Annotated in this window: 17 protein-coding genes and 2 tRNA genes; 6 read left to right on the plus strand and 13 right to left on the minus strand. The window is 71.7% G+C overall.

What is annotated here, in order from left to right; genetic code table 11:
* Positions 1–56: 56 nt before the first annotated feature.
* On the plus strand, positions 57–1,694 hold the full coding sequence (locus tag KBX21_RS15945) for an alpha/beta fold hydrolase (RefSeq protein ID WP_049579894.1): 1,638 nt from the start codon (positions 57–59) through the stop codon (positions 1,692–1,694).
* Between the two features lie 102 nt (positions 1,695–1,796).
* Here the strand turns inward: KBX21_RS15945 and KBX21_RS15950 are convergent, their stop codons facing one another.
* The 6 genes from KBX21_RS15950 to KBX21_RS26960 all read right to left on the minus strand — a co-directional run bounded on the left by KBX21_RS15950 (position 1,797) and on the right by KBX21_RS26960 (position 6,297).
* Entirely contained in the window at positions 1,797–2,282 is a 486-nt protein-coding gene (locus tag KBX21_RS15950) for a septum formation family protein (RefSeq protein WP_049579896.1), read from the minus strand.
* 538 nt (positions 2,283–2,820) lie between these two features.
* Positions 2,821–3,408, minus strand: coding sequence for a septum formation family protein (locus tag KBX21_RS15955; protein WP_210842373.1), 588 nt, complete (start codon positions 3,406–3,408; stop codon positions 2,821–2,823).
* A 210-nt stretch (positions 3,409–3,618) separates the two neighbouring features.
* Positions 3,619–3,692 (minus strand) — tRNA-Lys (locus KBX21_RS15960).
* A 198-nt stretch (positions 3,693–3,890) separates the two neighbouring features.
* Positions 3,891–3,964: transfer RNA gene (locus tag KBX21_RS15965), tRNA-Lys, on the minus strand.
* A 165-nt stretch (positions 3,965–4,129) separates the two neighbouring features.
* Positions 4,130–4,315: a hypothetical protein gene (locus KBX21_RS15970; RefSeq protein WP_049578766.1), complete on the minus strand. Its 186-nt coding sequence runs from the start codon at positions 4,313–4,315 to the stop codon at positions 4,130–4,132.
* 197 nt (positions 4,316–4,512) lie between these two features.
* Entirely contained in the window at positions 4,513–6,297 is a 1,785-nt protein-coding gene (locus KBX21_RS26960; protein WP_082206711.1) for an AfsR/SARP family transcriptional regulator, read from the minus strand.
* A 202-nt stretch (positions 6,298–6,499) separates the two neighbouring features.
* Between KBX21_RS26960 and KBX21_RS15980 the strand changes: the two genes are divergently transcribed.
* Together KBX21_RS15980 and KBX21_RS15985 are read left to right on the plus strand one after the other, a co-directional pair.
* A complete protein-coding gene (locus KBX21_RS15980) occupies positions 6,500–7,480 on the plus strand; it encodes a MurR/RpiR family transcriptional regulator (protein WP_049578768.1) in 981 nt (326 codons plus the stop codon).
* A gap of 10 nt (positions 7,481–7,490) precedes the next feature.
* The gene (locus tag KBX21_RS15985) at positions 7,491–8,504 is read left to right on the plus strand and encodes an N-acetylmuramic acid 6-phosphate etherase (RefSeq protein ID WP_199776670.1); all 1,014 of its coding nucleotides are present in this window, start codon (positions 7,491–7,493) and stop codon (positions 8,502–8,504) included.
* Positions 8,505–8,757: 253 nt separating this feature from the next.
* Here the strand turns inward: KBX21_RS15985 and KBX21_RS15990 are convergent, their stop codons facing one another.
* The gene (locus KBX21_RS15990) at positions 8,758–10,326 is read right to left on the minus strand and encodes a DUF885 family protein (protein ID WP_049578772.1); all 1,569 of its coding nucleotides are present in this window, start codon (positions 10,324–10,326) and stop codon (positions 8,758–8,760) included.
* A 95-nt stretch (positions 10,327–10,421) separates the two neighbouring features.
* On the opposite strand from KBX21_RS15990, the gene KBX21_RS15995 reads away from it, so the two are divergent.
* Positions 10,422–11,135, plus strand: coding sequence for a vancomycin high temperature exclusion protein (locus KBX21_RS15995; protein WP_210842374.1), 714 nt, complete (start codon positions 10,422–10,424; stop codon positions 11,133–11,135).
* A gap of 63 nt (positions 11,136–11,198) precedes the next feature.
* Here KBX21_RS15995 and KBX21_RS16000 read toward each other — a convergent pair whose 3' ends face one another.
* The 3 genes from KBX21_RS16000 to KBX21_RS16010 form a co-directional block, all read right to left on the minus strand.
* Complete coding sequence (locus KBX21_RS16000) at positions 11,199–12,632, minus strand: hypothetical protein (protein ID WP_049578777.1); 1,434 nt, start codon at positions 12,630–12,632, stop codon at positions 11,199–11,201.
* A 57-nt stretch (positions 12,633–12,689) separates the two neighbouring features.
* Complete coding sequence (locus KBX21_RS16005; RefSeq protein ID WP_210842375.1) at positions 12,690–13,352, minus strand: vancomycin high temperature exclusion protein; 663 nt, start codon at positions 13,350–13,352, stop codon at positions 12,690–12,692.
* A 99-nt stretch (positions 13,353–13,451) separates the two neighbouring features.
* On the minus strand, positions 13,452–14,096 hold the full coding sequence (locus KBX21_RS16010; RefSeq protein ID WP_049578781.1) for a DUF1707 domain-containing protein: 645 nt from the start codon (positions 14,094–14,096) through the stop codon (positions 13,452–13,454).
* Positions 14,097–15,310: 1,214 nt separating this feature from the next.
* Between KBX21_RS16010 and KBX21_RS16015 the strand changes: the two genes are divergently transcribed.
* Complete coding sequence (locus KBX21_RS16015; RefSeq protein ID WP_049578785.1) at positions 15,311–17,149, plus strand: UvrD-helicase domain-containing protein; 1,839 nt, start codon at positions 15,311–15,313, stop codon at positions 17,147–17,149.
* Positions 17,150–17,305: 156 nt separating this feature from the next.
* Here KBX21_RS16015 and KBX21_RS16020 read toward each other — a convergent pair whose 3' ends face one another.
* Together KBX21_RS16020 and KBX21_RS16025 are read right to left on the minus strand one after the other, a co-directional pair.
* Complete coding sequence (locus tag KBX21_RS16020; RefSeq protein ID WP_210842376.1) at positions 17,306–18,742, minus strand: DUF6114 domain-containing protein; 1,437 nt, start codon at positions 18,740–18,742, stop codon at positions 17,306–17,308.
* Between the two features lie 4 nt (positions 18,743–18,746).
* A complete protein-coding gene (locus KBX21_RS16025) occupies positions 18,747–19,394 on the minus strand; it encodes a DUF6230 family protein (RefSeq protein WP_210842377.1) in 648 nt (215 codons plus the stop codon).
* Positions 19,395–19,611: 217 nt separating this feature from the next.
* On the opposite strand from KBX21_RS16025, the gene KBX21_RS16030 reads away from it, so the two are divergent.
* Positions 19,612–21,462, plus strand: a complete 1,851-nt coding sequence (locus KBX21_RS16030; protein ID WP_210842378.1) for a GMC oxidoreductase — start codon at positions 19,612–19,614, stop codon at positions 21,460–21,462.
* Between the two features lie 234 nt (positions 21,463–21,696).
* On the opposite strand, the gene KBX21_RS16035 is transcribed toward KBX21_RS16030, so the two are convergent.
* Complete coding sequence (locus tag KBX21_RS16035) at positions 21,697–22,479, minus strand: MerR family transcriptional regulator (protein ID WP_049570407.1); 783 nt, start codon at positions 22,477–22,479, stop codon at positions 21,697–21,699.
* Positions 22,480–22,623 lie beyond the last annotated feature (144 nt).

Below are 22,623 nucleotides of genomic sequence, written 5' to 3' on the forward strand. Positions count from 1 at the left end.
GCCTGCCGGAACGGGCCCGCTCCCCCACCGGCGGCAGGACTTCGGAGGGAACCCCCGTGCCCCGAGCACGCACCACCATCCGCGCGGCCGCGGTGGCCACCGCCACCGGCCTCGCCCTCTCCCTGACGGCGACGCTCCCCGCCGCCGCCGACACCGTCCCCTCCCCCGGATATCCGGTGGAGCGTGCGGCCCTGACTCCCTTCCTCGACCAGGAGATCGTCTGGGCCGAGTGCCCCGAGAGCGAACTCGTGGCGGCCGGCCTGGAGTGCGCCGAGTACGAGGTCCCCCTCGACTACGCCGACCCCGACGGCGCCCGGCTCACCATCGCCGCCAGCCGCGCGGCCGCCACCGACCCCGGGGAACGCCTCGGCCTGCTCCTGATCAACCCCGGTGGACCCGGCGGACCGGCCCGCCACATGCCGGCCGCCCTGTCCGGAACGTCCGCACACGGCGTGTACGACCTCATCGGCATGGACCCCCGCGGCACCGGGGCCTCCTCACCGCTCGACTGCGGCGTCGAGTTCCCGATGATCCGCCCCCGTGCCAGCGACGCCGAGATCTCGACCGACACTCGTGAGAAGATCCGCTACGCCCGGGCCTGCGACGCCGCCGAGGGCGACCGGTTCCCGCACATGACCACCGCCAACACCGCCCGCGACATGGACGTGCTGCGCGCCGCCGAGGGCGAGGAGCGGATCAACTACCTCGGCTACTCCTACGGCACCTACCTCGGCCCGGTGTACGGCTCCCTGTTCCCGGAGCGGCTCGACCGCAGCGTCCTGGACTCGTCCATCCACCCGGACGGGGTGTGGCGCGACGTCTTCCTGGGCCAGGCCCCCGCTGGCACGGCCAACATGGAGCGCTACACGGAGTGGCTCGCCGAGCACGACGACGTGTACGGGTTCGGCACCGAACCGGAGGAGATCGTCGCCCTCTTCGACGAGACCTCGGCGCGGCTCGACGAGGAGCCCCGTGACGACGTCCCGAACGTCGAACTGGTCGACGGCGCCGCCTTCGACCTCCTGGCCTTCAGCACCTCGCGTGCCCAGGGCTACTGGGACCTCAACTCCTGGTTCCTCCAGCTGCTGGTCGACGGCGAACCGGTCCCGGGTGAGGAGGTCGAGCAGCCGGAGATGAACCCGGTGTTCGACATGAGCATGGACCTGTTCTCCGCCGTGGTCTGCGAGGCCGAGTGGCCCGACCGGCTCGGCCTGTACCACCAGCAGTCGCGCGAGTACCGGGACGCGCACCCGTACGGCACGGGCGCCCTGTGGACCGCCCCGCAGGCGTGCACCTTCACCCGGAACGCACCGACCGAGAAGCCCGTCGAACTCGTGCGGGACGGCTACCCCGAGGCCCTGGTGATCGCCGCCGACCACGACGCCAACACCTTCTACGAGGGTGGACCGGTCATGGCCGAGCGCCTGGAGAGCCCCCTGCTCACCGTCACGGACGAGGGCGGCCACGGGTTCTACCTCATGTCCGACCCGTACACCGGGGAGCTGGGCCACCCCTGCGTGAACGACGTCGTGGACTCCTACCTGATCGACGGCGTGGTTCCGGAGGACACCGAGTGCGGCGGCATCCCCCGTCCGGGGAACCCCGAGGTGTCGACCTTCGACGGAGACCCGGGGATCCTGCTGACGGACGTCGAGCGCCCGAACGAGTGGCTGCTGCCGACCGCCCCGAGGTAGGGGCCGTCCGACCGGCATGACGAGGGCCCGCGCCGTCTGACGGCGCGGGCCCTTCGTGCCACGGAGACGGCCCGCTGGTCCGGCGGGGCCGACACCCCCGGATCAGCGGTTGGCGCCCTCGAGGCTCTCGGTGATGGCGCCGCCGTCGGACATCACGTAGCAGAGGATCTCGCGGTCGTCGATCAGATCCCAGCTCTCGACGGTCGGGCTGAAGCCGCCGACGTAGATCTCCGACTCCACGAAGTCCACGCCGACGAACTCCGCGAAGGCGCTGCCGGTGCAGATCTCGTCCACGGACTCCGACACGGACCCGTCACCCGGGTAGTCACCGTCCGGGAGGTCCTCGGCGTGGAAGACCTCGGCGTCGTGCGGCTCGGAGCAGTCGACGACGGGGACACTGTCGACCTCCCCGCCCCCCATGGCGGTCCGCATCTCACTGTCGGTGAAGCAGTCACCCACCCCGATCTCCATCACGTTGCCCGCCCCGAGGAAGGAGTCGAGCGCACCACAGGCGGAAAGGCTGACGACGGCACCGGCGGTGACGACCGCGAGGGCGGCTCTGCGGGCGACGGGGGAGGAGGAAGACATGAGGGAACTCCGGGCTTTCTTGCGTGCGGGGTTTTCGCCGGGGACAAAAGTGGCGAGAACGCAAGATTTCACCAGGTGATCTGCGATGTCAATCTGGTATTCCGACGAACACGAACATGTGGCGCACGCGTACTCCACGTGACCATGCGACGGCATTCCCACATTCCTGACCTGCCAGGTGTCGGCGTCCGGCACACGGGCCCGGGCGCCCCTTTCCCACTGCGTACGGCGCACGGAAGTCCGGGCTGAGGTGGGGCGAGGGAGGGTGGCGGAATCGAAAGTAACCGTCGGTATCCGACGATTCCCCGGGTTTTCCCACCGGGGAAAGGAGGCGGCACCCACCCGTTGATCGTCACGCGGGCCCACGACCTTCGGGCCGGACGTCACGGCGCCGCCACAATGGGCGCCCCTCCCCCACTCGAACCCGGGCGTCGACCCCCGCCCCGCTGACCCCACCGGCATGAGGAAGGCCCGCGCCGGTCTGCGGCGCGGGCCTTCGTTCACGTTCCGGGCCGGGCCCGATCACGCCGGGCCCCGCCTACAGGTTGGACTGAGCGAGGGTGCCGGTGGTCTGGGAACCGTCCATCTGGCCGATGAGGCAGAGGTACTCGCGGTCACCCATCTCCCAGCCCTCCTCCATCGGGAAGAGGCTCTGGATGGCCAGGACCGACTCCTCGTAGGCGGTGCCGACGAAGGCCGGGAAGGCGTCGTAGCAGTTCTCGTCGACCATCTCGATGACCTCGTCGCGGCCCGGGTAGTCGAGATCGCTGTCCAGGAAGCCGCCGTGGTAGACCTCCAGGTCGTGGGACTCGGAGCAGTCGACGATCGGCGCCGTGCTGACGGAGTCGTCGTACTCGACCTCCATCTCGTTCAGGCAGTCACCCACGGCCAGGGCGCTGACGTCCTGGTCCTCGGCGCCGAGGGGCTCCTCGGTCTCGGTCTCCTCGTCGTACTCGGACTCCTCCGCGGCCTCGGGGTCGATCGACTCGCCGGGTTCGTCACTGCCCCCGGACAGGGCGGGCGGCAGGAGCGGCAGGCCGCAACCGGACAGCGACAGGGCGGCACCGGTGGCCAGGGCCGCGAGGGCGACTCGGCCAAGCAGGGGGCGGCGCGCTTCGGACAACATGACGACTCCACGGGGTATCTGGTTGCCCACCGACTCGGGAGGGGTATCGGCGGTACCTATCCAGACGCGTCCCGAGGTGAGAAGGTTTCGACCGATTCGGGAGTTCGTTTCCGCGGAGTCCGCCCTGACCAGGGGCGGGAGGGGGCGCGGGCACACGGAAAAGGGCCCTGGCCGGTGGAGACGAACTCCACCCACCAGGACCCTTCGCTGTGCGTCATCAGGGACTCGAACCCCGGACCCGCTGATTAAGAGTCAGCTGCTCTAACCAACTGAGCTAATGACGCCGGCCTCCGCTTCGAACCTCGCGGCTCTCTGCGGCAACAAGTTAACTCTACCCGAACTTTGGAGCGCCCGGAGCCGGAACGGGCCGATGTGCCCCAGAACACGAAGGAGACCCCGCGATCGGCCCACGACCTCACCGGGCACACGGAAAAGGGCCCTGGCCGGTGGAGACGAACTCCACCCACCAGGACCCTTCGCTGTGCGTCATCAGGGACTCGAACCCCGGACCCGCTGATTAAGAGTCAGCTGCTCTAACCAACTGAGCTAATGACGCCGGTCTCCGCTTCGGGCCTCACGGCTCTCTGCGGCAACGAGTTAACTCTAGCAGGACCACGGGGTGGCCGCGAACCGGTTCCGGACCGACCCCTGGTCGGCCCCGTCACATCGCGGCCCTGGCCCGGAAGGGCGAACCCACCGGGCACGGTTCGTACCGCTCCGACTAGAAGAAGGCCACGAACAGGGCGACGATGATGCCGACGGTCAGGGCGACACCGACGCCGGCGAGTACCAGCGGCAGGATCGGGCGGCGCGGAGCCTCCTCGGGCTCGGGGTTGTCGTCGACGAAACGGCGGAAGTGCTGGGTGGTTCCCGCCGGGTCCAGGTTGGGATCGTTGTTCTGCGTCATGGCCTTGACACTAGCGACTCATCTGACCGCTGAGCACCCCTTGAGCAAGATCCGGTCGATCTCACAACCCTCTCTTGGGATGACCGAAACCCGCACTTTTCGAAAGGCGCAGGTCACCAACGGCCGTCTCCGCCCCCCGATCCGTGTCCGAGGACTTCGCCTGGATGAAAGCCGACCGTAAGACGGATCGCCCAGACTCAGGCCCGGGGTTCCGGACCCGGTCGGTACTTCCCTGCGACCGTGCCCGCCCCCAGGGGCCCGGCGCGCAGGACCGCGGCCATCCGGGCCGTGGGCGAGACCGCGTGCGCCGGGTCCTCCCTCTCCACCAGACGCACCAGCTCCGACGCGGACCGTTCCGGGTGGGCGTCCAACCAGGCCACCGCCATCCGCAGGGACAGCGGGAGACAGCCCGCCAGCTCGGCCACGCGTCGCAGCGCCTGCGGCGTACAACGATCGGGGCCCAGCAGCGAGCGCAGCAGGATGACCGCGTGCTCCTCCGGCAGGGCGTCCACCGGCAGGGCGCGCAGACCGTCCCGGACCAGGAGGTCGGTGAGCCAGCTGCGGCTGGCCACGACGGCGCAGCTCCCCTGACCGCCCGGCAGCAGGGGCCGCACCTGGTGCGCGGTGGCGGCGTTGTCCAGCAGGATCAGCACCCGGCGCCCCGCCATCAGGGAACGGGCCCGGGCGGCTACCTCGTCGGGTTCGGGTGCGGGTCCGTCCGGCCCTCCGGCGTCCACCCTCCCGGCGGACAGCGAACGGACCAGGCGGCGCAGGACCTCCCCCGGCTGGCGCGGACTGCCGTCGGGGGCGCGCAGGTTCACGTACAGCTGCCCGTCCGGGAAGTGCGCCGCCACCGAGTGCGCCCAGCGCACGGCCAGGGCGCTGCTCCCCGCACCGGCCGGCCCCCGGACCAGGACGCTGCCGGGCACCTGCGAGCAGGGGTCGACGAGGCGGTCGAGCTCGGCCAGTGCGCCGGACCGGCCGACCAGGGTGCGGGGGGCGGAGGGGAGTTCGGCGGGCACGAGTCCCGGGCCGGGCCGGGCGGTGCGGCGGGCGGCGCAGGGCCGGGTCTCGTTGTGGGTGCGCGGGCGCGGCACGAGGGTGCCTGTGGCGGCGCCGACCACCGGACCACCGGCCACCGGGCGGGTGCCGAGCCGGGAGTCGAGGTCGCCGCGCAGGATGCCGTGGAAGGTCTCCTGGAGTTCGCGCCCGGGGTCGGCGCCCAGACGTTCGGACAGCACGCTCCGGGCCCTGGCGTAGACGCGCAGCGCCTCGCTCTGGCGGCCGGACCGGTAGAGGGCGATCATCTGGGCCCGGATGAGGGGTTCGCGTTCGGGGTGGTCGGCCACGAGGGAGCCGATGCGAGCGGCGACGTGTTCGTGCTCGCCCCGGGCCAGGGCGGCGTCGAACCCCCGCTCGGCCACGCGCAGGAGTTCCTCGTTCAGTCCGGGCACGTCCCGGGCGTGCAGGAGGGGCGCGGTGACGTCGCTCAGGACCGGGCCGCTCCACAGGGCCAGGGCCCGGCGCAGGAGGTCCGCGTGCGTGTCGGCCTCGCCCCGCGCGGCGGCGAGCTCGGCCTGTCGGGCCAGGGCGCGAAAGAGCAGGAGGTCCGAACGGTGCTCGTCGAGGTCGATCCGGTACCCGCCGTCCGCTCCCCGGATGAGCGGCGTGCCCAGGAGGGGTTCGAGGAGGGCGCGTGCGCGGGCCACGTGGACCTGGAGCGCGCCCTTGGCCGCCTGGCCCGGGGTGTCCCAGACCCGTTCGATGAGTTCGTCGGTGGACACGGTCCGGCCCGCGTTGAGCATCAGGGTGGCGAGGAGGGCGCGGCGGCGGTCGCCGCGCAGTCTCAGCGCGGCGCCGTCGACCTGGACGCAGAAGCGGCCGAGGAGACTGACGTGGAGCCCGTGGGCGGCGGGCTCGGGCGGGTTCCGGGGATCGACGGTCGCCGCGCCGCGTACCTCTGGCGGGTCGTACAGCGGCACGGCTTCATCCCCCCTGTGAGGCGGACACGGGTGTGTTGGGTGGGAACGTGCCGCCTCGCTTCCAAGGGTGCCGTCCGAGCTGGGATACCGCAATCAGAAGGGGTGCACTTGCCGCACGGCCCGTCCCTTGAAATCCTTGAATCTCCCGGTTTTTCCCGTCAGTGCGTTGACTCTGCACCACGACCGAAAGAAACTTTCCTCCATGGCGCAAATCCCGAAGCCGTCTGGCGGCCGTGGCGACGTCCCACCACCGCCGGTCCCCACGACGGTCCTGCGGATCAGGTCGTTGCTCCCCTCGTTGGCCCCGGCCGAGCAACGAGTGGCCCAGCGGGTCGTCGACGACCCCGAACGCGCCGCCGCGTCCTCCATCACCCAGCTGGCCAAGGACTGCGCGACCTCGGAGGCCACGGTCATCCGGTTCTGCCGCACGATCGACTTCAGCGGCTACCGCGAGCTGCGCCTGGCGCTGGCCACCGAGGCCGGGCAGGCCCGGGGCGCGCGCGGCAACACCGCCGAGCTGGCCAGTGACATCAACCCCGACGACACCCTCGTCACCGTCGTGCAGAAGATCGCCTACACCGACGCGCGCGCCGTCGAGGAGACCGGCGCCGCCATGGACGTGGAGGTGCTGCGCGCGGTCATCGACGCCATGTCGAACGCGCGCCGGATCGACGTCTACGGAGTGGGCGCGAGCGCGTTCGTCGGCGCGGACCTCCAGCAGAAGCTGCACCGGATCGGGCTGACCTCGTTCGCCTGGTCGGACGCGCACGTGATGCTGACCAGCGCGGCCCTCCTCGAGGCGAGCGACGTCGCGATCGGCATCTCGCACAGCGGGACCACCATCGACACCGTGGAGGCGCTGACCGAGGCGGGCAGACGCGGCGCCCGGACGGTGGCGATCACCAACTTCCCCCGGTCTCCGATCGGTTTCGCCGACCACGTGCTGACCACGGCGGCCAGGGAGACCATGTTCCGTTCGGGGGCCACGGCCTCCAGGCTGGCCCAGCTGACGGTGGTGGACTGCCTGTTCGTCGGGTTGGCCCAGATCCGCTACACGGACAGCAGGTCGGCCCTGGAGACCACCTACGAGGCGGTCCGCGGTCTTCGCCTGAGTGACGACCGCAGACGACGGCGCAACGACGCGTCCGCCACGAGGAACACCCCCGCTGGAAACGACGACTGACCCGCAGAGGGTGCGGGCCGAACAGGAGAGCGCAGTGCACGCTGGCACGGAGCAGGACCCCGGGAACTCCGGAGGATCAGACGGGCGGGCACCCAACGGTGAGGCCGTGATCGTGCGGGCGCCCACCGAGGCCCGCAACTCGGGAACCTACGACATCGACCTGCTTCCCGCGTTGGACGTGCTGCGGCAGATCAACGCGGAGGACACCACCGTCGCGGCCGCGGTGGCCACGGTGCTGCCGGAGCTGGCCCGGGCCGTGGAGCTGGGGGTGGCGGCTCTGGAGCGCGGCGCGGGCATCCACTACTTTGGCGCGGGCACCTCGGGACGGATCGCGGCGATGGACGCCGCCGAGCTGCCCCCGACCTACGGTGTCCCCCCGGAGTGGGTGGTGGCCCACCACGCGGGCGGCGGTGAGGCCCTCGTGCGCGCCGTGGAGGGGATCGAGGACGACTGGGAGTCCGGCCGGATCGACGCCGCGGCCGTCGCGCCGGGTTCCCTCGTGGTGGGTCTGGCCGCCAGCGGCCGCACCCCGTACGTGGGCGGTGCCCTGGAGGCGGCCCGTGAGCGGTCGGCCGCAACGGTGCTGATCAGCGCGAACCCGGACGCCCCCCTGGCCTCCGGTGCCGACGTGCACGTGGGGGTGTCCACCGGTGCCGAGGTGATCGCCGGTTCGACCCGGATGAAGGCGGGAACCGCACAGAAGCTGCTCCTCAACGCCTTCTCGACCGCCGTGATGGTGCGGATCGGGCGGACCTACTCGAACCTGATGGTGGGCGTGGACGCCACCAACGGCAAGCTGCGCGGACGCGTGGTGACCATCCTGGTGGAGGCGACCGGTCTGACCGAGGAGGCGTGCGCCGGAGCCCTCTCCGAGGCCGAGGGCGACACGCGGGTGGCCCTGGTGTCGTTGTTGGCCGAGGTGGACGCCACCACGGCCGCGAGGTCCCTGGAGAAGGCTCGCGGCCGGGTGCGGACCGCACTGGCGAACCTGGGCCTGCCCGGCCAGGAGACCCCCGGAGCCTAGGTCGCGGAAGCCCGATCCACGGCGTCCGCGTCACCCGGTTCGTCGAGTGTGAGACCCGCGAACGCGAGGGTGGAGCGAACGACGAGGGCCGGTACGCGCTCGGTGGCCCCGTACGCCCCGTACTTGCGGGGAAGGAGCGGGCGTCAACGCGCGCGGTTCAGGATGGTTGCCCCGTGCCCCGCGCTCGCGGGGGCGGGTCGGCGGGTTCGGGCCCGTGGGCACCGGGTGCGGTGTCCACGGGCCGGGGCCGGTTTCAGCCGTCCAGGGCGGCGCCGATCAGGCCCAGGGGCGGCGAGCCCAGCTGGAGCAGCGCGCGGTGGAAACGGGGCAGCGAGAACCCGCTCCCCCACTGCTCCCTCGCGCGCTCTCGCAGCGCCATGATCTCCAGTTTGCCCCAGGTGTAGCGGCCGTACGTGGGGTCGAAGGTGGCCCGTCCGGCCTCGGAGAGCGCCGCCGGTCCCTGCAACGGGGTGTCCTGGGAGAAGCGCGCGGCCGCCTGCTCCACCGTCATCGTTCCGGTGTGCATGCCGATGGCCACGGAGAGCCGGGTGACGCGGATGAGCGCCTCCAGCCACACACCGATCTCGTAGTGGTCGGCGGTCCATCCGGGGTCACCGAGCCGCTCGGCGGCGTACGCGCCGAACCCCTCCTCCAGGCACATCTCCTCGGCGTAGTGGGCCCAGCCCTCGGCGAAGGTCATGGAGTGCAGGGCCCGGCGGACCTGGCTCGGTGCGCGGCGCAGGGCGCGGCCGTGGGAGAAGTGGCCGGGCGCGACCTCGTGGACGCTCACGGCGGGCAGGGTGGTGTGGCTGAACTGCTCCAGCCACTCGGCGGCCTCCCGCTCCGACAGCTCCGGGTCGGGCGGGGTGACGTAGTAGAAGGACGGGTTGTCCGTCTCCCATGGGCCGGACCAGGCCATCATCGCGGTGCCCCAGCGGAGCGCGGGCGGCGGCACGTCGATCCTGCACTCACCGTCGTTGAAGGGGGCCAGCTGGCGCTCCTCGGTGAAGTCGAGGCAGATCCGGGTCCATGTGCGGGCGGCGTCCAGGACGCCCTCGGCATCGGGGTGCTGGCCGGTGAGTTCCCGGCTGAACTCCATCGGGTCGCGGCCGGGGGCCAGCCGCGCGGTGGCCTCGGCGAGTCCGGCGCGCAGACGGTCGCGTTCGGCGTCGGCCCGGGACGCCAGGGAGTCGAGGTCGACCTCCATGGCCTCTCCGACGCCCATCAGGCGACTCAGCGCCTCGGCTCCCAGCGACGCGCTCTCCGGGCCGTGTTCCGCCGCGTGCTCGACGTGGGTGAGCAGGCGCGCGTGCGCGGCCAGGGCGTCGCGGCGCGCGTCCTCGGGGAGGCCGTCGGGGAGGTCGGCCAGGCCCCGGACCGGCCCGAGCAGGGACCGGGCGACGGGAGCGCTGAGCCGGTCCAGGGCGGCGACGGCGTTGTCAGCCAGGGTCGGCCACAGACGCAGGTGCTCGATCCGCGCGGCGAAGCGTTCGGCCTCGGGGGCGTACGCGCGTTCGTAGCTGGACAGGTCCATCTCGCCCACGTGGTGGAGCGGGTTGGTGCGGTGCGTCTCGAGTTCGCCCAGTTCGTGGCGGAGACCGTTCTCGAAGGCGGTCAGGTGGGCCTCGTCGTAGGGGTCATCCAAGGGCTCTCCGCCGAGCCGGGCCAGGGCGGCGCTCACCCCGTCCGGGGAGAGGTCTGCGGCCCTGCCGTCGTACTCGTGCATCCCCGCGCCCTCGCGCAGGGACGCGGGCATGAGGTCGGCGATGGCCCGCAGTCTCGGGAGGAGTTCGTCGTGGGGTTCGTGCGACTGTTCGGACATGCGGCGACTCTAACCCGCACGTCCGGTCTCCCACAGGTGGGTTTCCGGGGACGCGGTTCCGGAACTCCGTTCGTCCGCCGTGCGTCTCCCCTGGTGTGACGACCTCCGCGACACCCAGCCCCGCCGAGAACAGCGATCCGGACAGCGGAAGGCGGCTCCGGCGCCGCCTGGCGCTGCTGGCCGTCTCCCTGGTGCTGCTGGGGTGTGTCCCGTTCCTGTGGGTGCTGACCTCCACCGGTAACCAGCGGCACTCCGTCGACTCCGTGCCCGAGCGGCCCGTGGCCATCGTCCTGGGCGCCGGAGTCCGTCCCGACGGCCTGCCGAGCTACCTGTTGGCCCAGCGGCTCGACCTGGCTGTGGAGCTCTACGAGGCCGGGAGCGTCCAGGCGGTCCTGGTGACCGGCGACAACGGGGTCGAGCACTACAACGAGACCGACACGATGCGCGACCACCTCGTGGCGGCCGGCGTCCCGGAGGACAGGGTGGTGGGTGACCACGCCGGGTTCTCCACCTGGGACTCCTGCGCCCGGGCCAGAGAGGTGTTCGGTGTGGAGGAGGCCACGGTCGTCACCCAGGAGTTCCATCTGCCGCGCGCCGTGCGCCTGTGCCGCGCGGCGGGTATCGACACGGTCGGTGTGGGCGGGGCCAGCATGGACCAGCGCGCCGTCGCCACGGTCTACGGCTGGGCCCGCGAGGTTCCGGCGGCGGTGGCGGCCCTGGGCACCGTGGTCCTGCGGCCCGACCCCCGCTTCCTCGGCGACTACGAGACCGGGGTGGACGACGCCCTCGCCCTGGAGTCCACCCCCTGACACGCGAACCCGCTCCCGGTGTCCGGGAGCGGGTTCGGCGGCCGTGGCTCGACGGGGTCGGGCTCAGCGGCCCCCGCCGAAGAGTCGACCGAACAGGCCGGTGGGGGCCTCCGGGGCCTGCTGCTGCGGCGCGGCCTCCTGCGGCTCCTCCGCCTCGGGCTCGGGCTCCACGCCGACCAGGGCGCAGTACTCCTCCGCGTTGTCGGGCAGCGCCCAGGCGCGCAGGGTCTGCGTGAACTCCTCGTCCTCCCACGCCGATGCGGGCAGCTCCGCGATGGCCCACAGGACCTTCAGGGTCTCCTCGTCGTAGTCGGCCTGGGCGTGCTCCTCAACGGTGTACCCCTTGGAGCGCGGGCCCAGGACCAGCTCCAGACCGGCCCCGGTGACCAGGGCACGGGACTCGTCCTCACCCTTGAGCAGGCCGGACAGGATGTCCAGGCGCAGTCGACGGGCGCGGTCACCGGCGCGACCCAGCGCCAGGAAGCCCAGGACCTGGGGGGAACGCTGTCCGCAGTGCGGCCACGACTCGTTGAACAGGCCCTCGTAGCCCAGGGTCGTGCCGCCGCCGCGACCGACGCGGCGCAGCCCCTCCCTGGGGGTGTTCTCCCCGTGGATCAGCACCAGCGCCACGGAGGCGGCGAAGGAGTTGTACAGGTTGCCGCCGGCCATCTGGTGGGTGAGGCCGATGGTGGTGTCCACGTCCCCCGGGTCCGCGACCTGACCGAGGGCGAACAGCTCGGCGGGCAGCGGCTCGCCGCTGTCGAGGCCCTGCGTCATGATCTCGCGCATCGACGTGGGGGCCTTGGGTGCGGGGCGCAGGTCCTTGGCGAGGAGCATCTGGGAGGCGCCGGTGATCTCGGCGGAGATCCGCTCGGCCTCGGCGGGGAGGAAGCCCAACAGGTAGCTGACCCACTCCCCCGCGCGGTCGAGGCCGCCGCGGTTGGTGCCGCCCTGGAGGAGGGTGACCAGGTCGGGGACCCGGGCCAGGACCGCCTCGTAGGTGTTCAGTTCGGCCAGGAGCAGCTCGGCGCCGTCGTCGGCCTCCATCACGGCCAGGCGGTTGCGCATCCGGTGGAAGTGCTGCTCGTCGGGGGCCTCCTCCATCCAGGCGCGGTACTGTTCGCGGACCTTCGCGGCGTCGTTGGAGACGGCCCAGGCCACCTCGTCGCGCCACTGGTCGAGGTCACGGTGCTGGGGGAAGCGGTCCTCCGCGTGGGCGCTGACGAGTTCGAGGAGGAGGCTCAGGGGGCGCCACCGGTCGGTGGGCAGGGTCTCCTCGGCGGTCGCGATGTCGACCAGACGGTCCACGACCTTGGGGGCGGCCCGGTGGCCGGGGGCGGGGAAGTGGATGAGGTCGTGGAGGTCGGACAGGGCGCTGTCGCTGACCGCGACCTGTTCGAGCAGCTCGGGGACGCGCTCACCGCCCTCGGGGACCAGAGCGGCCCAGTCCGTGTCCGCCGTGTTGTCGTGTGGTTCGTTTCCGGTGGTCGCGTTCATGTGCCGATTATCCCGGCTTGGCGCCCGCGCGCGAATCGGCGCCCGGAGTCGTGCTTGTCACCGGCTGCCGGGGAACTCCTCGCCGTGTGCGCGGGGATCCTGGGGGTCCGAGTCGGTGAGCTCACCGTGGAGGGGTTCGGGGCGCAGTACGGCGTCCTTCAGGGCCTTGCCCGCGGCGCCGACCTCACGCGCGTAGCCGATGAGCGTGGACCGGCGGCGCGCCCCGAGGCTGGGATCGCCCACTCCCACGGCGTCGATCCCGGCGGCGCGTGCCAGGGAGACGGTGCGCGGGAGGTGGAAGGACTGCGTGACCATGGTCGCGGCGTCCACGCCGTAGAGCCCGCGCATCCGCACGCAGGTGTCCCAGGTGCGGTAGCCGAACGGGTCGGCCGTCACCAGGTCGGCGGGGACCCCTTGGGCCACGAGGTAGTCGGTCATGGTGTCGGTCTCGCAGCGGGAGACCTCGCGGTTGTCTCCGGAGACGATGACGCGGTCGACCCTCCCTGCCTCCACCAGTCGGACGGCGAGGTCCAGGCGGCGGGCGAGCAGCGGGGAGGGACCGTCGGACCAGGCCGCGGCGCCGAGCACCACCGCGACGGGCCGGTGCGGCACGGAGTCGACGGTGCGCCGCCGGCGCGCGCTCGCGAGGTAGGTCCAGGCGAAGGGTGCCAGTGCGAGGGCACACACGCCCGCCAGGCTCGCCGCGATCCAGATGCCCACAGCCCCGAGTCCTCCCGCTCCCCGCACGGCCCCTGCCGCGCGGCCACACCATCATGGCGCACGGCGGGGGCGGGCGGCCCGGGTGTTGGGGCTCCCGGGTCACCCGAAGATGTCGGTCCAGCCGCCTGACCTCTTGTGACGCACCTTGAGACTGCCGCCCTGGTTCTTGCCGGTGATGACGAAGTGCGGGGCGCCGTGGCGGGCGATGGAGTCGACGTCCGAACGCTGACTGCCGAACCACGAGGTCTCGAGGTTGACCTCGGCCGTGGCGCCCTCGGGGATGATCAGGTCTCCGGAGCCCCAGGAGACGTCCAGCCAGATCTCCGTGACGGGTGCGGTCAGGCGGGCCTCACGGAAGTCGAGTTTGGCCTCGCCGAACCGCACGTTCACCTCGACCCGTTGCGGAACGGTCCACTCCTTCTTGCGCACGACGGAGTCGCCCTGGCCCGTGAGGTACAGCGTCTGCCCTCCCGAGGAGGGCGGGCTCGGGACCTGGGGTGTGAGCGCGCCGGGGCGGCTCGGTCCGGCGGGCGCGGGGCCGCCGAAGCCGCCGGCCCCGGCGGGCAGGTCGGCCACAATCGGCTGGATGTCGGCGTAGGTCTTGGCTGTGTAGACGGCGTCGAGGCGTTCGTCCAGCTCATCAAGGCCCAGCCGTCCCTCGCCCGCGGCCTCGCGCAGGATCTCGGCGACCTGGTCGCGTTCGGTGTCCGAGATACGCAGGTGGTTCTTGTCGTTGGGGGCCACGTGCTCGTCCCGCTCCTTCCGCCCGGTTTGTCACCACCAACGTTAGAGCATGCTCCGCGCTCCGCGCCTCAGTGGACGGCGTGACCGCGGCGCTCGGGCCTGGGTGGTCACGCGTGGGGGTCGGAATGTCACACCCGGGCGGCAGGATGCGTCTCGGAGTTCCAGGGCCGGGTGGTTGACCGGACCGACTGTTGGAGGAGGTGCCACGTGGAGCCCGGCGAGCGCACGGAGTCCCGTCGTCGTGGGCCTCGTCCCGGAGTTCCGGGCACGGCCGGACCGACGCTGGCCCGCGAGGAGGGGGATGCCATGGGGAGCAAGCGCACGGGCGGGGGGACACCCCGGGGCACGGGAGACGGGGCGGGCGGTGCTCGGGCCCTACCGCGACGGGAGGAGGAAGGAGTCAGGTGCGCGAAGCATCCCGGGAGGAAACCCGTCCCGTCACCTCGATGTCCGAGGCCTTCGCCGCAGTCCGGCTTTCGGCGCTGCCAGGGCTTTGGGGAGGCCGGGGACGGGGTACCGCTTCTCTAGGGTGGTTGGGGTCCCCGCTCACCGGAGCGGTCGGCGGCCGCACACGCTGCGCGGGCCGACGACCTCGCCCTCCGGGTGGTTGAGGACTCTGCCGGGGTAGGACGGACCCCGGCAGAGTCCTGAACCACGCGTTGTGCGCCCCGGGTCCGTACACGATCTCGCACCGCACGGTCCTCCGCACAGAGAGTGTCCGATACCGGCCAGAGTGTGAGCCCGAGGCCGTCGACCTCTCATGTTTGACGGACTCTTCCCTCCTCTGGCCCATTCCGGTTTTCGGTCACCCTGTTCTCGCGCATCCGACCACTCCCACGCCTCCAACCCTCCCCAGGGGGAACAGCGAAGCACGCTCTCGGATCACGGGTTTCGGACCACTACACAACCCCACTTTCGGACATCGCTCACCGTCGAGGAATCGCAGGTCAGCCGAGGCCACTTCGACAGCCACTCAGAGGTTCCGGAAAGCCATCGAACTCCCTTACGCAAACACCTATCTGACCTGCATGTACGAGACGACCCAGGCCTCCCGGAAAGCGGTCGCGAATCCGCCCTCAGGCGGCGTTTGCCCAAATTCCGCCGCGAGCATGTCTCAGGTGAGAGCGAAGCCCACCGGCTTCCTCGAACGACACCATCCGCTCCGACCGTCCACCAGAGCCACCACCAGGTCGAAGACCGGAGGAATCCACCACGTGTCCGCCCTTGCGATCGCCCCGACGTTTCTCAGCGACTTCAGCCGCCTCACGCCCGAGGTCCAGCTCGACACCCTGGCCGTGATGCGCGCCTACCAGGCCGGTGACCACCCGGGAACGGAGTCCGTCCCGGGCGCCGCCGACCCCCGGGTCCGGGTCGTCAGCATCGCCCCCGACTGGTCCGGCGTCATCGTCCCCGACCCCGACGCCGGGACCGAACCGACCGAGGACACCGGCACCGGCACCGACGCCGATGCCGACGACACCACCTACCGGCTGCTCACCGTGCGCCCGCGCGACGAGGCCCTGCGCTACGCCCGGAGCCTGCGCCCGCACGCCCCCGCCAGCCTCACCGAGGTCGGAGCCGTGGGCGTCGACCCCACCCCCGTCGGCCCGCCCGAACTCGCCGGGGCGCTCGGCTCACCGTTCTCCCAGTGGCGGATCACCCTGCACCCGGACCAGCACCGGGTCACCGAGGCCCACTTCAGGGGATCGGCTCAGGTCACCGGCGGCCCCGGGACCGGCAAGACCGTCATGGCCCTCTACCGCGCGGCCCACCTGGCCGAACTGGACGCCGCCGCCCACCCCGAGGACCAGCGCGAGTCGATCCTGCTCACCTCCTACAACCGAGCCCTGGCCCAGTCCCTGTCCGAGCGACTCGACCAGCTGCTCCCCGATCCGGGCACGCGTTCCCGGGTCAGGGTCGCCACCATCGACAGCCTGGCCCGGTCGATCGTCCAGTCACACACCAGCGTGGCCCCGCGCATGGCGAGCCGGGACGAGCTGGCCCAGCGCTGGCGGGCGGTGGCGCTCGCCGACGGCCTCCCCTTCTCCGGGCGCTTCCTCGTGGACGAGTGGGAGCAGGTGATCCTGGCCAAGGGCCTCGAGCTGCTCCCCGACTACATCCGCTGCGAGCGCAGCGGCCGGGTCCAGCACCTGGCGCCCGAGCACCGGCGGCAGGTGTGGGAGACGGTCCGGCGCTACGTGGGCGCGATGCGAGTGGAGGGCCTGTGGTCCTTCCCGCAGCTGGCCGGTGAGGCCGCCCGCCTGGTGGGCCGCTCCGGTCCGCTGTACCGGCACGTGGTGGTCGACGAGGCCCAGGACCTGCACCCGGCGCAGTGGCGGATGCTGCGCGCCGCCGTCCCGGAGGGCCCCGACGACCTGTTCATCGTGGGCGACCCGAACCAGCGGGTCTCCGACAACCGGGTGTCACTGGCCTCGTTGGGGATCAACGTGCGCGGCCGGGGCCACCGGCTGCGGGTCAGCTACCGGGTGACCCAGGAGATCCTGGACTGGAGCATGCCGATCCTGGGCCGACGGTCGGCCCTGGGGATGGACGACGACGCCGACACCCTGGCCGGTTACCGTTCGCTGCTGCGCGGCCCCGCCCCGGTGGTGCGCGGCTGTGAGAACCGCACCGAGGAGCTCGACGCCCTGGGCGAGTGGGTGCGGGTGTGGCTGGAGGCCGGGGTGAACCCCTCCGAGATCGCCGTGGCCGGTCGCAACCAGTGGGTCGTGCGCGGTGTGACCAAGGAACTGGAGGCCCGTGGCGTGCGGACCACCCCGTTGGAGGGAGCCGCCGACACCTCCGCGGTCCGGGTCGGCACGATGCACGGGATGAAGGGCCAGGAGTTCCGCTGTGTCGCGCTGGTCGGCGTGAGTGACCACCTGCTTCCGCCCAAGGCCGCGCTGGAGGCGGCCGACGGCGACCAGGTGGCCCTGGAGCACGCCCGACAGCAGGAGCGCACTCTGTTGTTCGTGGCCTGCACCCGGGCCCGCGACGCCCTCTACGTGTCGCACGTGGGCCAGCCCAGCCGTCTGATCTCGGAGAACTGGTGAACCGGGGGCCGGTCAGCTGATCCTCCGCCGCTGAGGCCCTGAACGGGCGGGCGCCCCCGGTGGGTGACCCGCCCTTCGGGGCGCACGGGAACGGGGGCGCCGCGGTCGCGGCGCCCCCGTCGGGCGCTGCCGGTCCCCTCGTCCCGACCGGGGCGGCTAGCCGCCGTACCGGCCGTTCAGGTCGGGGATGGTCATCGTGTCGGTGTAGGCCATCGGGTTGTCCACGTCCACGTCGGTGAGGTACATGACCGGGAGCAGGAGCGGTGGGGGGAAGTCCGGCGTGAAGGTCAGCGGAATGCCGAGCAGCCGGATGTGCATGCGGGTCACGTGCATCTCCACGTCCCCGGTCATGTTCATGGTGGGCAGCCCGAGGCTCCGGCGGGTGCCGAGGTCGTCGAACCACAGCTCGCCGCCCCGGACGTCGCCGCTGCTCATGGTGAGGCGGATGTAGCGCTGGGGCCCGTCCTCGGTGGGGCACTCCACGACGCCCCGGTAGCGGGCGCCGTACATGGCGAGGCTGTCGGCGGTGAGGCCGGAGTCCCGGACCGACCCCCGGAAGCAGTCGTAGTCGGAGTCCACCACGACCTCCGGGTACAGTCCCTCGTCCCGGGCGGCCTGACAGGCCAGCACCGCCGCGAGGAGGTCCTCCTCGTCCTCGATGAGCGCGGCCTCGCCGACGCGCGGCTCGCAGTCCTCGGCGTCGCCCTCCTCCGGTTCGGCCTCCTCTTCCTCCTCGTCGGTGCCGTCCTCGGGTTCGTCGGTCTCGGAGTCGTCGTCGGCCGGCTCCTCCGTGGGGTCGTCCCCGGGGTCGGTGCCGCCGGGCCGCTCGGTGGGCTCGTCCGAGGGTTCCTCAGAGGGCTGTTCCTCGGTCTGTTCCCTGTCGTCGCCGGGGAGCAGCCAGTCCCAGGGCCAGCCCAGGGTGGGGGCGGGCGCCGAGGCGATCGTGACGGCGGCGGCGAGGGGCAGGGCGACGGCGGCCAGGTAGCGCGGGTGGTCCCGCGGTTCGGTCCGGTCGACGGTCTCGGTCAGGGCGCGGTCCCGGCCGGGCCCCTCTGTACGGGCCCCGGTGTCCTCGGTCCCGCTGGCGGTGTCGGTGTCGGTGTCGGCGTCGGTTCCCTGGGGGTCGGTCTCCTCGTCCTCCTCGGTGTCGGCCCTGGTCTCGTCGGACGCGGGCGGCCGGGCACTCCGGCGTCGACGGGGAGGTCGCCGTACCTCGGGGGACCACGCGAACACCAGGGACCCGCCGACGATGCCGAGCAGCATGCCGATCACGAACCCGCCGAAGTTGGAGGTCGGGAACGACACGAGCGCGAGCATGAGCCCGACCAGGCCGAAGAACACGTGCTGCGCGGGCTGGAGCCAGCTCAGCACGCCGAGCGAGATCAGCAGGAACGCGATGAGGGGGCCGTAGACCCCGGCGATGCCCGCGTAGATGACCAGGTCGATCGGCAGGACCAGGCTCTGCGCGGCCGGTGCGACCAGCAGCTCGATCCCGGCCGCGACGAGCAGGAAGCCGCCCCAGAACGGTCGGCTCCGTCGCCAGCCACGGAACCATCCCCACGCTGAGCGGATCGGCGTCAGTGCGTGCGCCATGGGCTCAGAAGCACTCGTGGTTGCCGGGCTTGATCGCCAGGTTCAGCCCGGTGAGGCGCAGCGAGCCCGAGCTCACCGCCCACGTGGTCATCCGCATCTCCGAGACGGTGATGGTGTCGGCCTGGAGGCCGAATCCACCGGTGGGCCCCTGGCCGCCCTCCGCCTTGTCCAGAGTGCTCGCGTCCCGGCCGATCTCGATGGCGCCGAACTCGGCGTTGCCCTGGAGCTGTTCGATGTCGATGACGAGGTTGGTGCCCTCGACCGGGTTGCTGGCCCCGGCGTTGATGACGAGGGTGGCCTCACCGATGGGCAGGTCCCACAGGGAGGACATGCACAGGTTCTCCAGCTCGGCGTTGTTCACGGTGGACAGGCCGACGGCGCGGGCGGAGCCGTCGACCGAGTTGGCGACGTCGCCGTACTGGCTGAACCCGGTTCCGGAGAGTGAGTCCGCGGACATCTTGAAGCTGTCCCCGGAGACCGCGAAGGAGGCGGCGAGCAGGCCCTGGGTGGTCATCGCACCGAGGACGCCGGCCGCCAGGAACCCCGGCACGGCCACGAGGGCGAACCTGCGCCAACGCGTTCCACCACTGCCTTCGCGCTGTTCGGACGCGTCCTGCGGCGCCTCGGGCACCTCTTCGGGGGCCTTGGGCATGTGAACCTCCAGTGATCCGCCGCCGGGGGAAGCGGCGAGGGGGAGCGATACTTGCGCCGAAGCACGCCTCGTGTGTTATATGGAACACACCTTACTCGGCGGTAGTGACGAACATTACAATATCGAATGTCACATTTCTAGTTGGCGCATTCATCGTTGCGGACTCGTATCCGGCGCAATACGGGCCCCGCATCCGACCTGGAGAGAGACCCGAGACATGTCCCCTCAGCGCACGGAAGCCCCCGCCGAAGCACCACCGCACCGCACCCAGGACCCCTTCGACTACGACGTGGTGGTGATCGGCTCCGGCTTCGGAGGGTCGGTCAGTGCCCTACGCCTCACCGAGAAGGGTTACCGCGTCGGCGTCCTGGAGGCGGGCCGACGATTCACACCCGAGACCCTGCCGTCGTCATCCTGGGACGTGCGGAACTTCCTCTGGGCCCCGGGCGCCGGACTGTACGGAATCCAGCGCATCCACCTCCTGCGGGACGTGATGATCCTGGCCGGAGCGGGTGTCGGCGGCGGTTCGCTCAACTACGCGAACACGCTGTACCACCCGATGGACGCCTTCTTCGAGGACCCGCAGTGGCGCCACATCACCGACTGGAAGTCGGAGCTGGCGCCCTTCTACGACCAGGCCCGCCGCATGCTCGGCGTCCGCACCAACCCCACCGTCACCCCCTCGGACGTGCACCTCAAGGCGGTCGCCGAAGAGATGGGAGTCGGTGACACCTTCCGCCTCACCCCGGTCGGCGTGTGCTTCGGCGACGGGCAGGACGGTGACGGCGCCAAGGCGGCCCCCGGCGCGTCCGTCGGCGACCCCTACTTCGGTGGCGCGGGCCCCGACCGCCGGGCCTGCACGGAGTGCGGTGAGTGCATGACCGGCTGCCGACACGGCGCCAAGAACACCCTCACCGAGAACTACCTCCACTTCGCGGAGCGCGGCGGCGCCGAGGTACACCCGCTGACCACCGTCGAACGCCTGCGCGAGCGCCCCGAGTCCCAGGGCGGCGGCTACGCGGTGGACACCCTGCGCACCGGCGCACCCAGGCGCCGCTCCAACGCCCGGACCTTCACCGCCCGCCAGGTCGTGGTCGCGGCCGGGACCTACAACACCCAGTCCCTCCTGCACCGGATGCGCTCCGACGGGCTCCTCCCCCGGCTGTCCGAGAAGCTGGGCACCCTGACCCGGACCAACTCCGAGGCGCTGGTCGGCGCCATGAGCAAGCAGGTGCCGCCGCCGGAGGACCTCACCCACGGCGTGGCGATCACCTCCTCCATCCACCCGGACGCGAACACCCACATCGAGCCCGTCCGCTACGGCAAGGGCTCCAACGCGATGGGCCTGCTCACCGCGATCCAGGTTCCGGGCGGCGGTTCCATCCCGCGCTGGCTGCGCTTCCTCGGCCTGGCCGCGCGCCACCCGACCGTGTTCCTGCGCAGCTTCTCCAACCGGCGCTGGTCCGAGCGGATCATCATCGGGCTGGTCATGCAGTCCCTGGACAACTCGCTGACCACCTCGGTCAGGCGGGGGTTGCTGGGCGGCAGGAGGAAGCTCACCTCCCGGCAGGGCCACGGCGAGCCCAACCCGACCTGGATCCCCGCGGGTCAGGAGGTGGCCACCCGGTTGGCCGACCGGATCGACGGCCACGCGGGCGGCACGGTCGGGGACATCTTCAACATCCCGATGACCGCCCACTTCCTGGGCGGCTGCCCGATCGGCGACAGCGCCGAGACCGGTGTCATCGATCCCTACCACCGGCTCTACGGGCACCCCGGCCTGCACGTGGTGGACGGTTCGGCGGTCACCGCGAACCTGGGCGTGAACCCGTCCCTGACCATCACGGCCCAGGCCGAGCGGGCGATGTCGATGTGGCCGAACAAGGGCGAGGAGGACGCCCGCCCGGCGTCGGGCGAGGGATACCGGAGCGTCCGTCCGGTCTTCCCGAAGACCCCGGCGGTCCCGAGCGGCGCCTTCGCCGAACTGCGCTTCACCACGTCGCTTCCCCTGACCGTGGTCGACAGCACGACCGTCCCCGCTCCCGAAGCCGCGAAGGTCAACGACTGACGGACCGGCCCCGTGCGCGAACGGGCCCGGACACCTGCTCTGGTGTCCGGGCCCGTGGTTCGTGTGGAGGGGGATGGTGGAGCTCCGGCTGGCGGTCCGGGTGTGGGGCCCGGTGCCGAGGGACGGGAGGAGGCTGGGGTGGGGGTCGGGGCCTCGGCTGTCGGGGCGACGGGGGTCCGGGGCCCGAGAGGGCCGGAGAGCGGGTCCGGCGGGAGTGGGCCGGCCCTGTGCCGGTCAGGGGCCGTGGGGGCCGTCGGTGTCCTGGGTCGCCTGGTCCTCGCTCCGGAGGTGCTCCATGGCGACGGCGAAGTGGTCGCCCATGACGTTGGTGAGGTGGTGGGCCATCTCCTGGGCCAGGACCGCGTCCACCGCCTGCTGGGCGAGGGGGCGCACCTGACGGATGAGCTCGGCGATCTTCGCGACGTCCTCGCTCTGGATCACGGTGCCGGGGGCGTGCTCGGCGATGATGTGGTCGGAGACCTGGCGGACCATGTGTTCGGAGACGTCACCGATCCTGTCCCGCAGGTTCTCCGCGATGTCCAGCACCGCCCCCACGCTCATCCCCAGCTTGACCAGCTCGACACCGGCGTGCAGCAGGCGCGGGCTCGGCACCCGGAAGCGCAGTCCGTCGCGCTCCAGTACACCGAGGTCCAGGGCGCGCCGTATGGTCCTGGGGGTCACCCCCTTGCCGAACAGGTCCTTGAGGTCGCCCATGCCGACGTAGTCGGCGATCTCGTCGCTCCAGGCGTCGCCGACGGCGGACTCGAAGCCGAGGATCTCGGACAGGTCGCCGCCGCGCTCCCACACCTGGAACATCTCGCCGATGTTGGCGAAGGTGTAGCCGCGACGGAGGAGCTGGCCGATCAGCCGCAGACGTGCCAGATGCGCCTCGGAGTAGATGCCCACGCGGCCCTGGCGCCGGGGCGGGGCGAGGAGACCTCGGTCCTGGTACACCCGGACGTTGCGCACCGTCGTGTCGGCGAGCCGGGCGAGTTCGTCAATGCGGTATTCGGCCATGGAACCCAGCCTAGAGACCCCGGAGTGCCGTACTCATCAGTAAATCCGCTCCCCGGGGCCGTTGAACGATGACAACGGAGATTGTAACGTTCTGGGTGATCGGAGTGAACGGGGTCACACCACTCGAACCGCCCGTTCGGCGCG

The organism is Nocardiopsis sp. B62, assembly GCF_018070675.1.
GTDB classification, from domain to species: domain Bacteria; phylum Actinomycetota; class Actinomycetes; order Streptosporangiales; family Streptosporangiaceae; genus Nocardiopsis; species Nocardiopsis prasina.

Bases quoted from the DNA above. Each gene is read 5' to 3' on its own strand.
- KBX21_RS15950 (WP_049579896.1), bottom strand. From the start codon at position 2,282: ATGTCTTCCTCCTCCCCCGTCGCCCGCAGAGCCGCCCTCGCGGTCGTC.
- KBX21_RS15955 (WP_210842373.1), bottom strand. From the start codon at position 3,408: ATGTTGTCCGAAGCGCGCCGCCCCCTGCTTGGCCGAGTCGCCCTCGCG.
- KBX21_RS15970 (WP_049578766.1), bottom strand. From the start codon at position 4,315: ATGACGCAGAACAACGATCCCAACCTGGACCCGGCGGGAACCACCCAG.
- KBX21_RS15980 (WP_049578768.1), top strand. From the start codon at position 6,500: ATGGCGCAAATCCCGAAGCCGTCTGGCGGCCGTGGCGACGTCCCACCA.
- KBX21_RS15990 (WP_049578772.1), bottom strand. From the start codon at position 10,326: ATGTCCGAACAGTCGCACGAACCCCACGACGAACTCCTCCCGAGACTG.
- KBX21_RS16000 (WP_049578777.1), bottom strand. From the start codon at position 12,632: ATGAACGCGACCACCGGAAACGAACCACACGACAACACGGCGGACACG.
- KBX21_RS16020 (WP_210842376.1), bottom strand. From the start codon at position 18,742: ATGGCGCACGCACTGACGCCGATCCGCTCAGCGTGGGGATGGTTCCGT.
- KBX21_RS16025 (WP_210842377.1), bottom strand. From the start codon at position 19,394: ATGCCCAAGGCCCCCGAAGAGGTGCCCGAGGCGCCGCAGGACGCGTCC.
- KBX21_RS16030 (WP_210842378.1), top strand. From the start codon at position 19,612: ATGTCCCCTCAGCGCACGGAAGCCCCCGCCGAAGCACCACCGCACCGC.
- KBX21_RS16035 (WP_049570407.1), bottom strand. From the start codon at position 22,479: ATGGCCGAATACCGCATTGACGAACTCGCCCGGCTCGCCGACACGACG.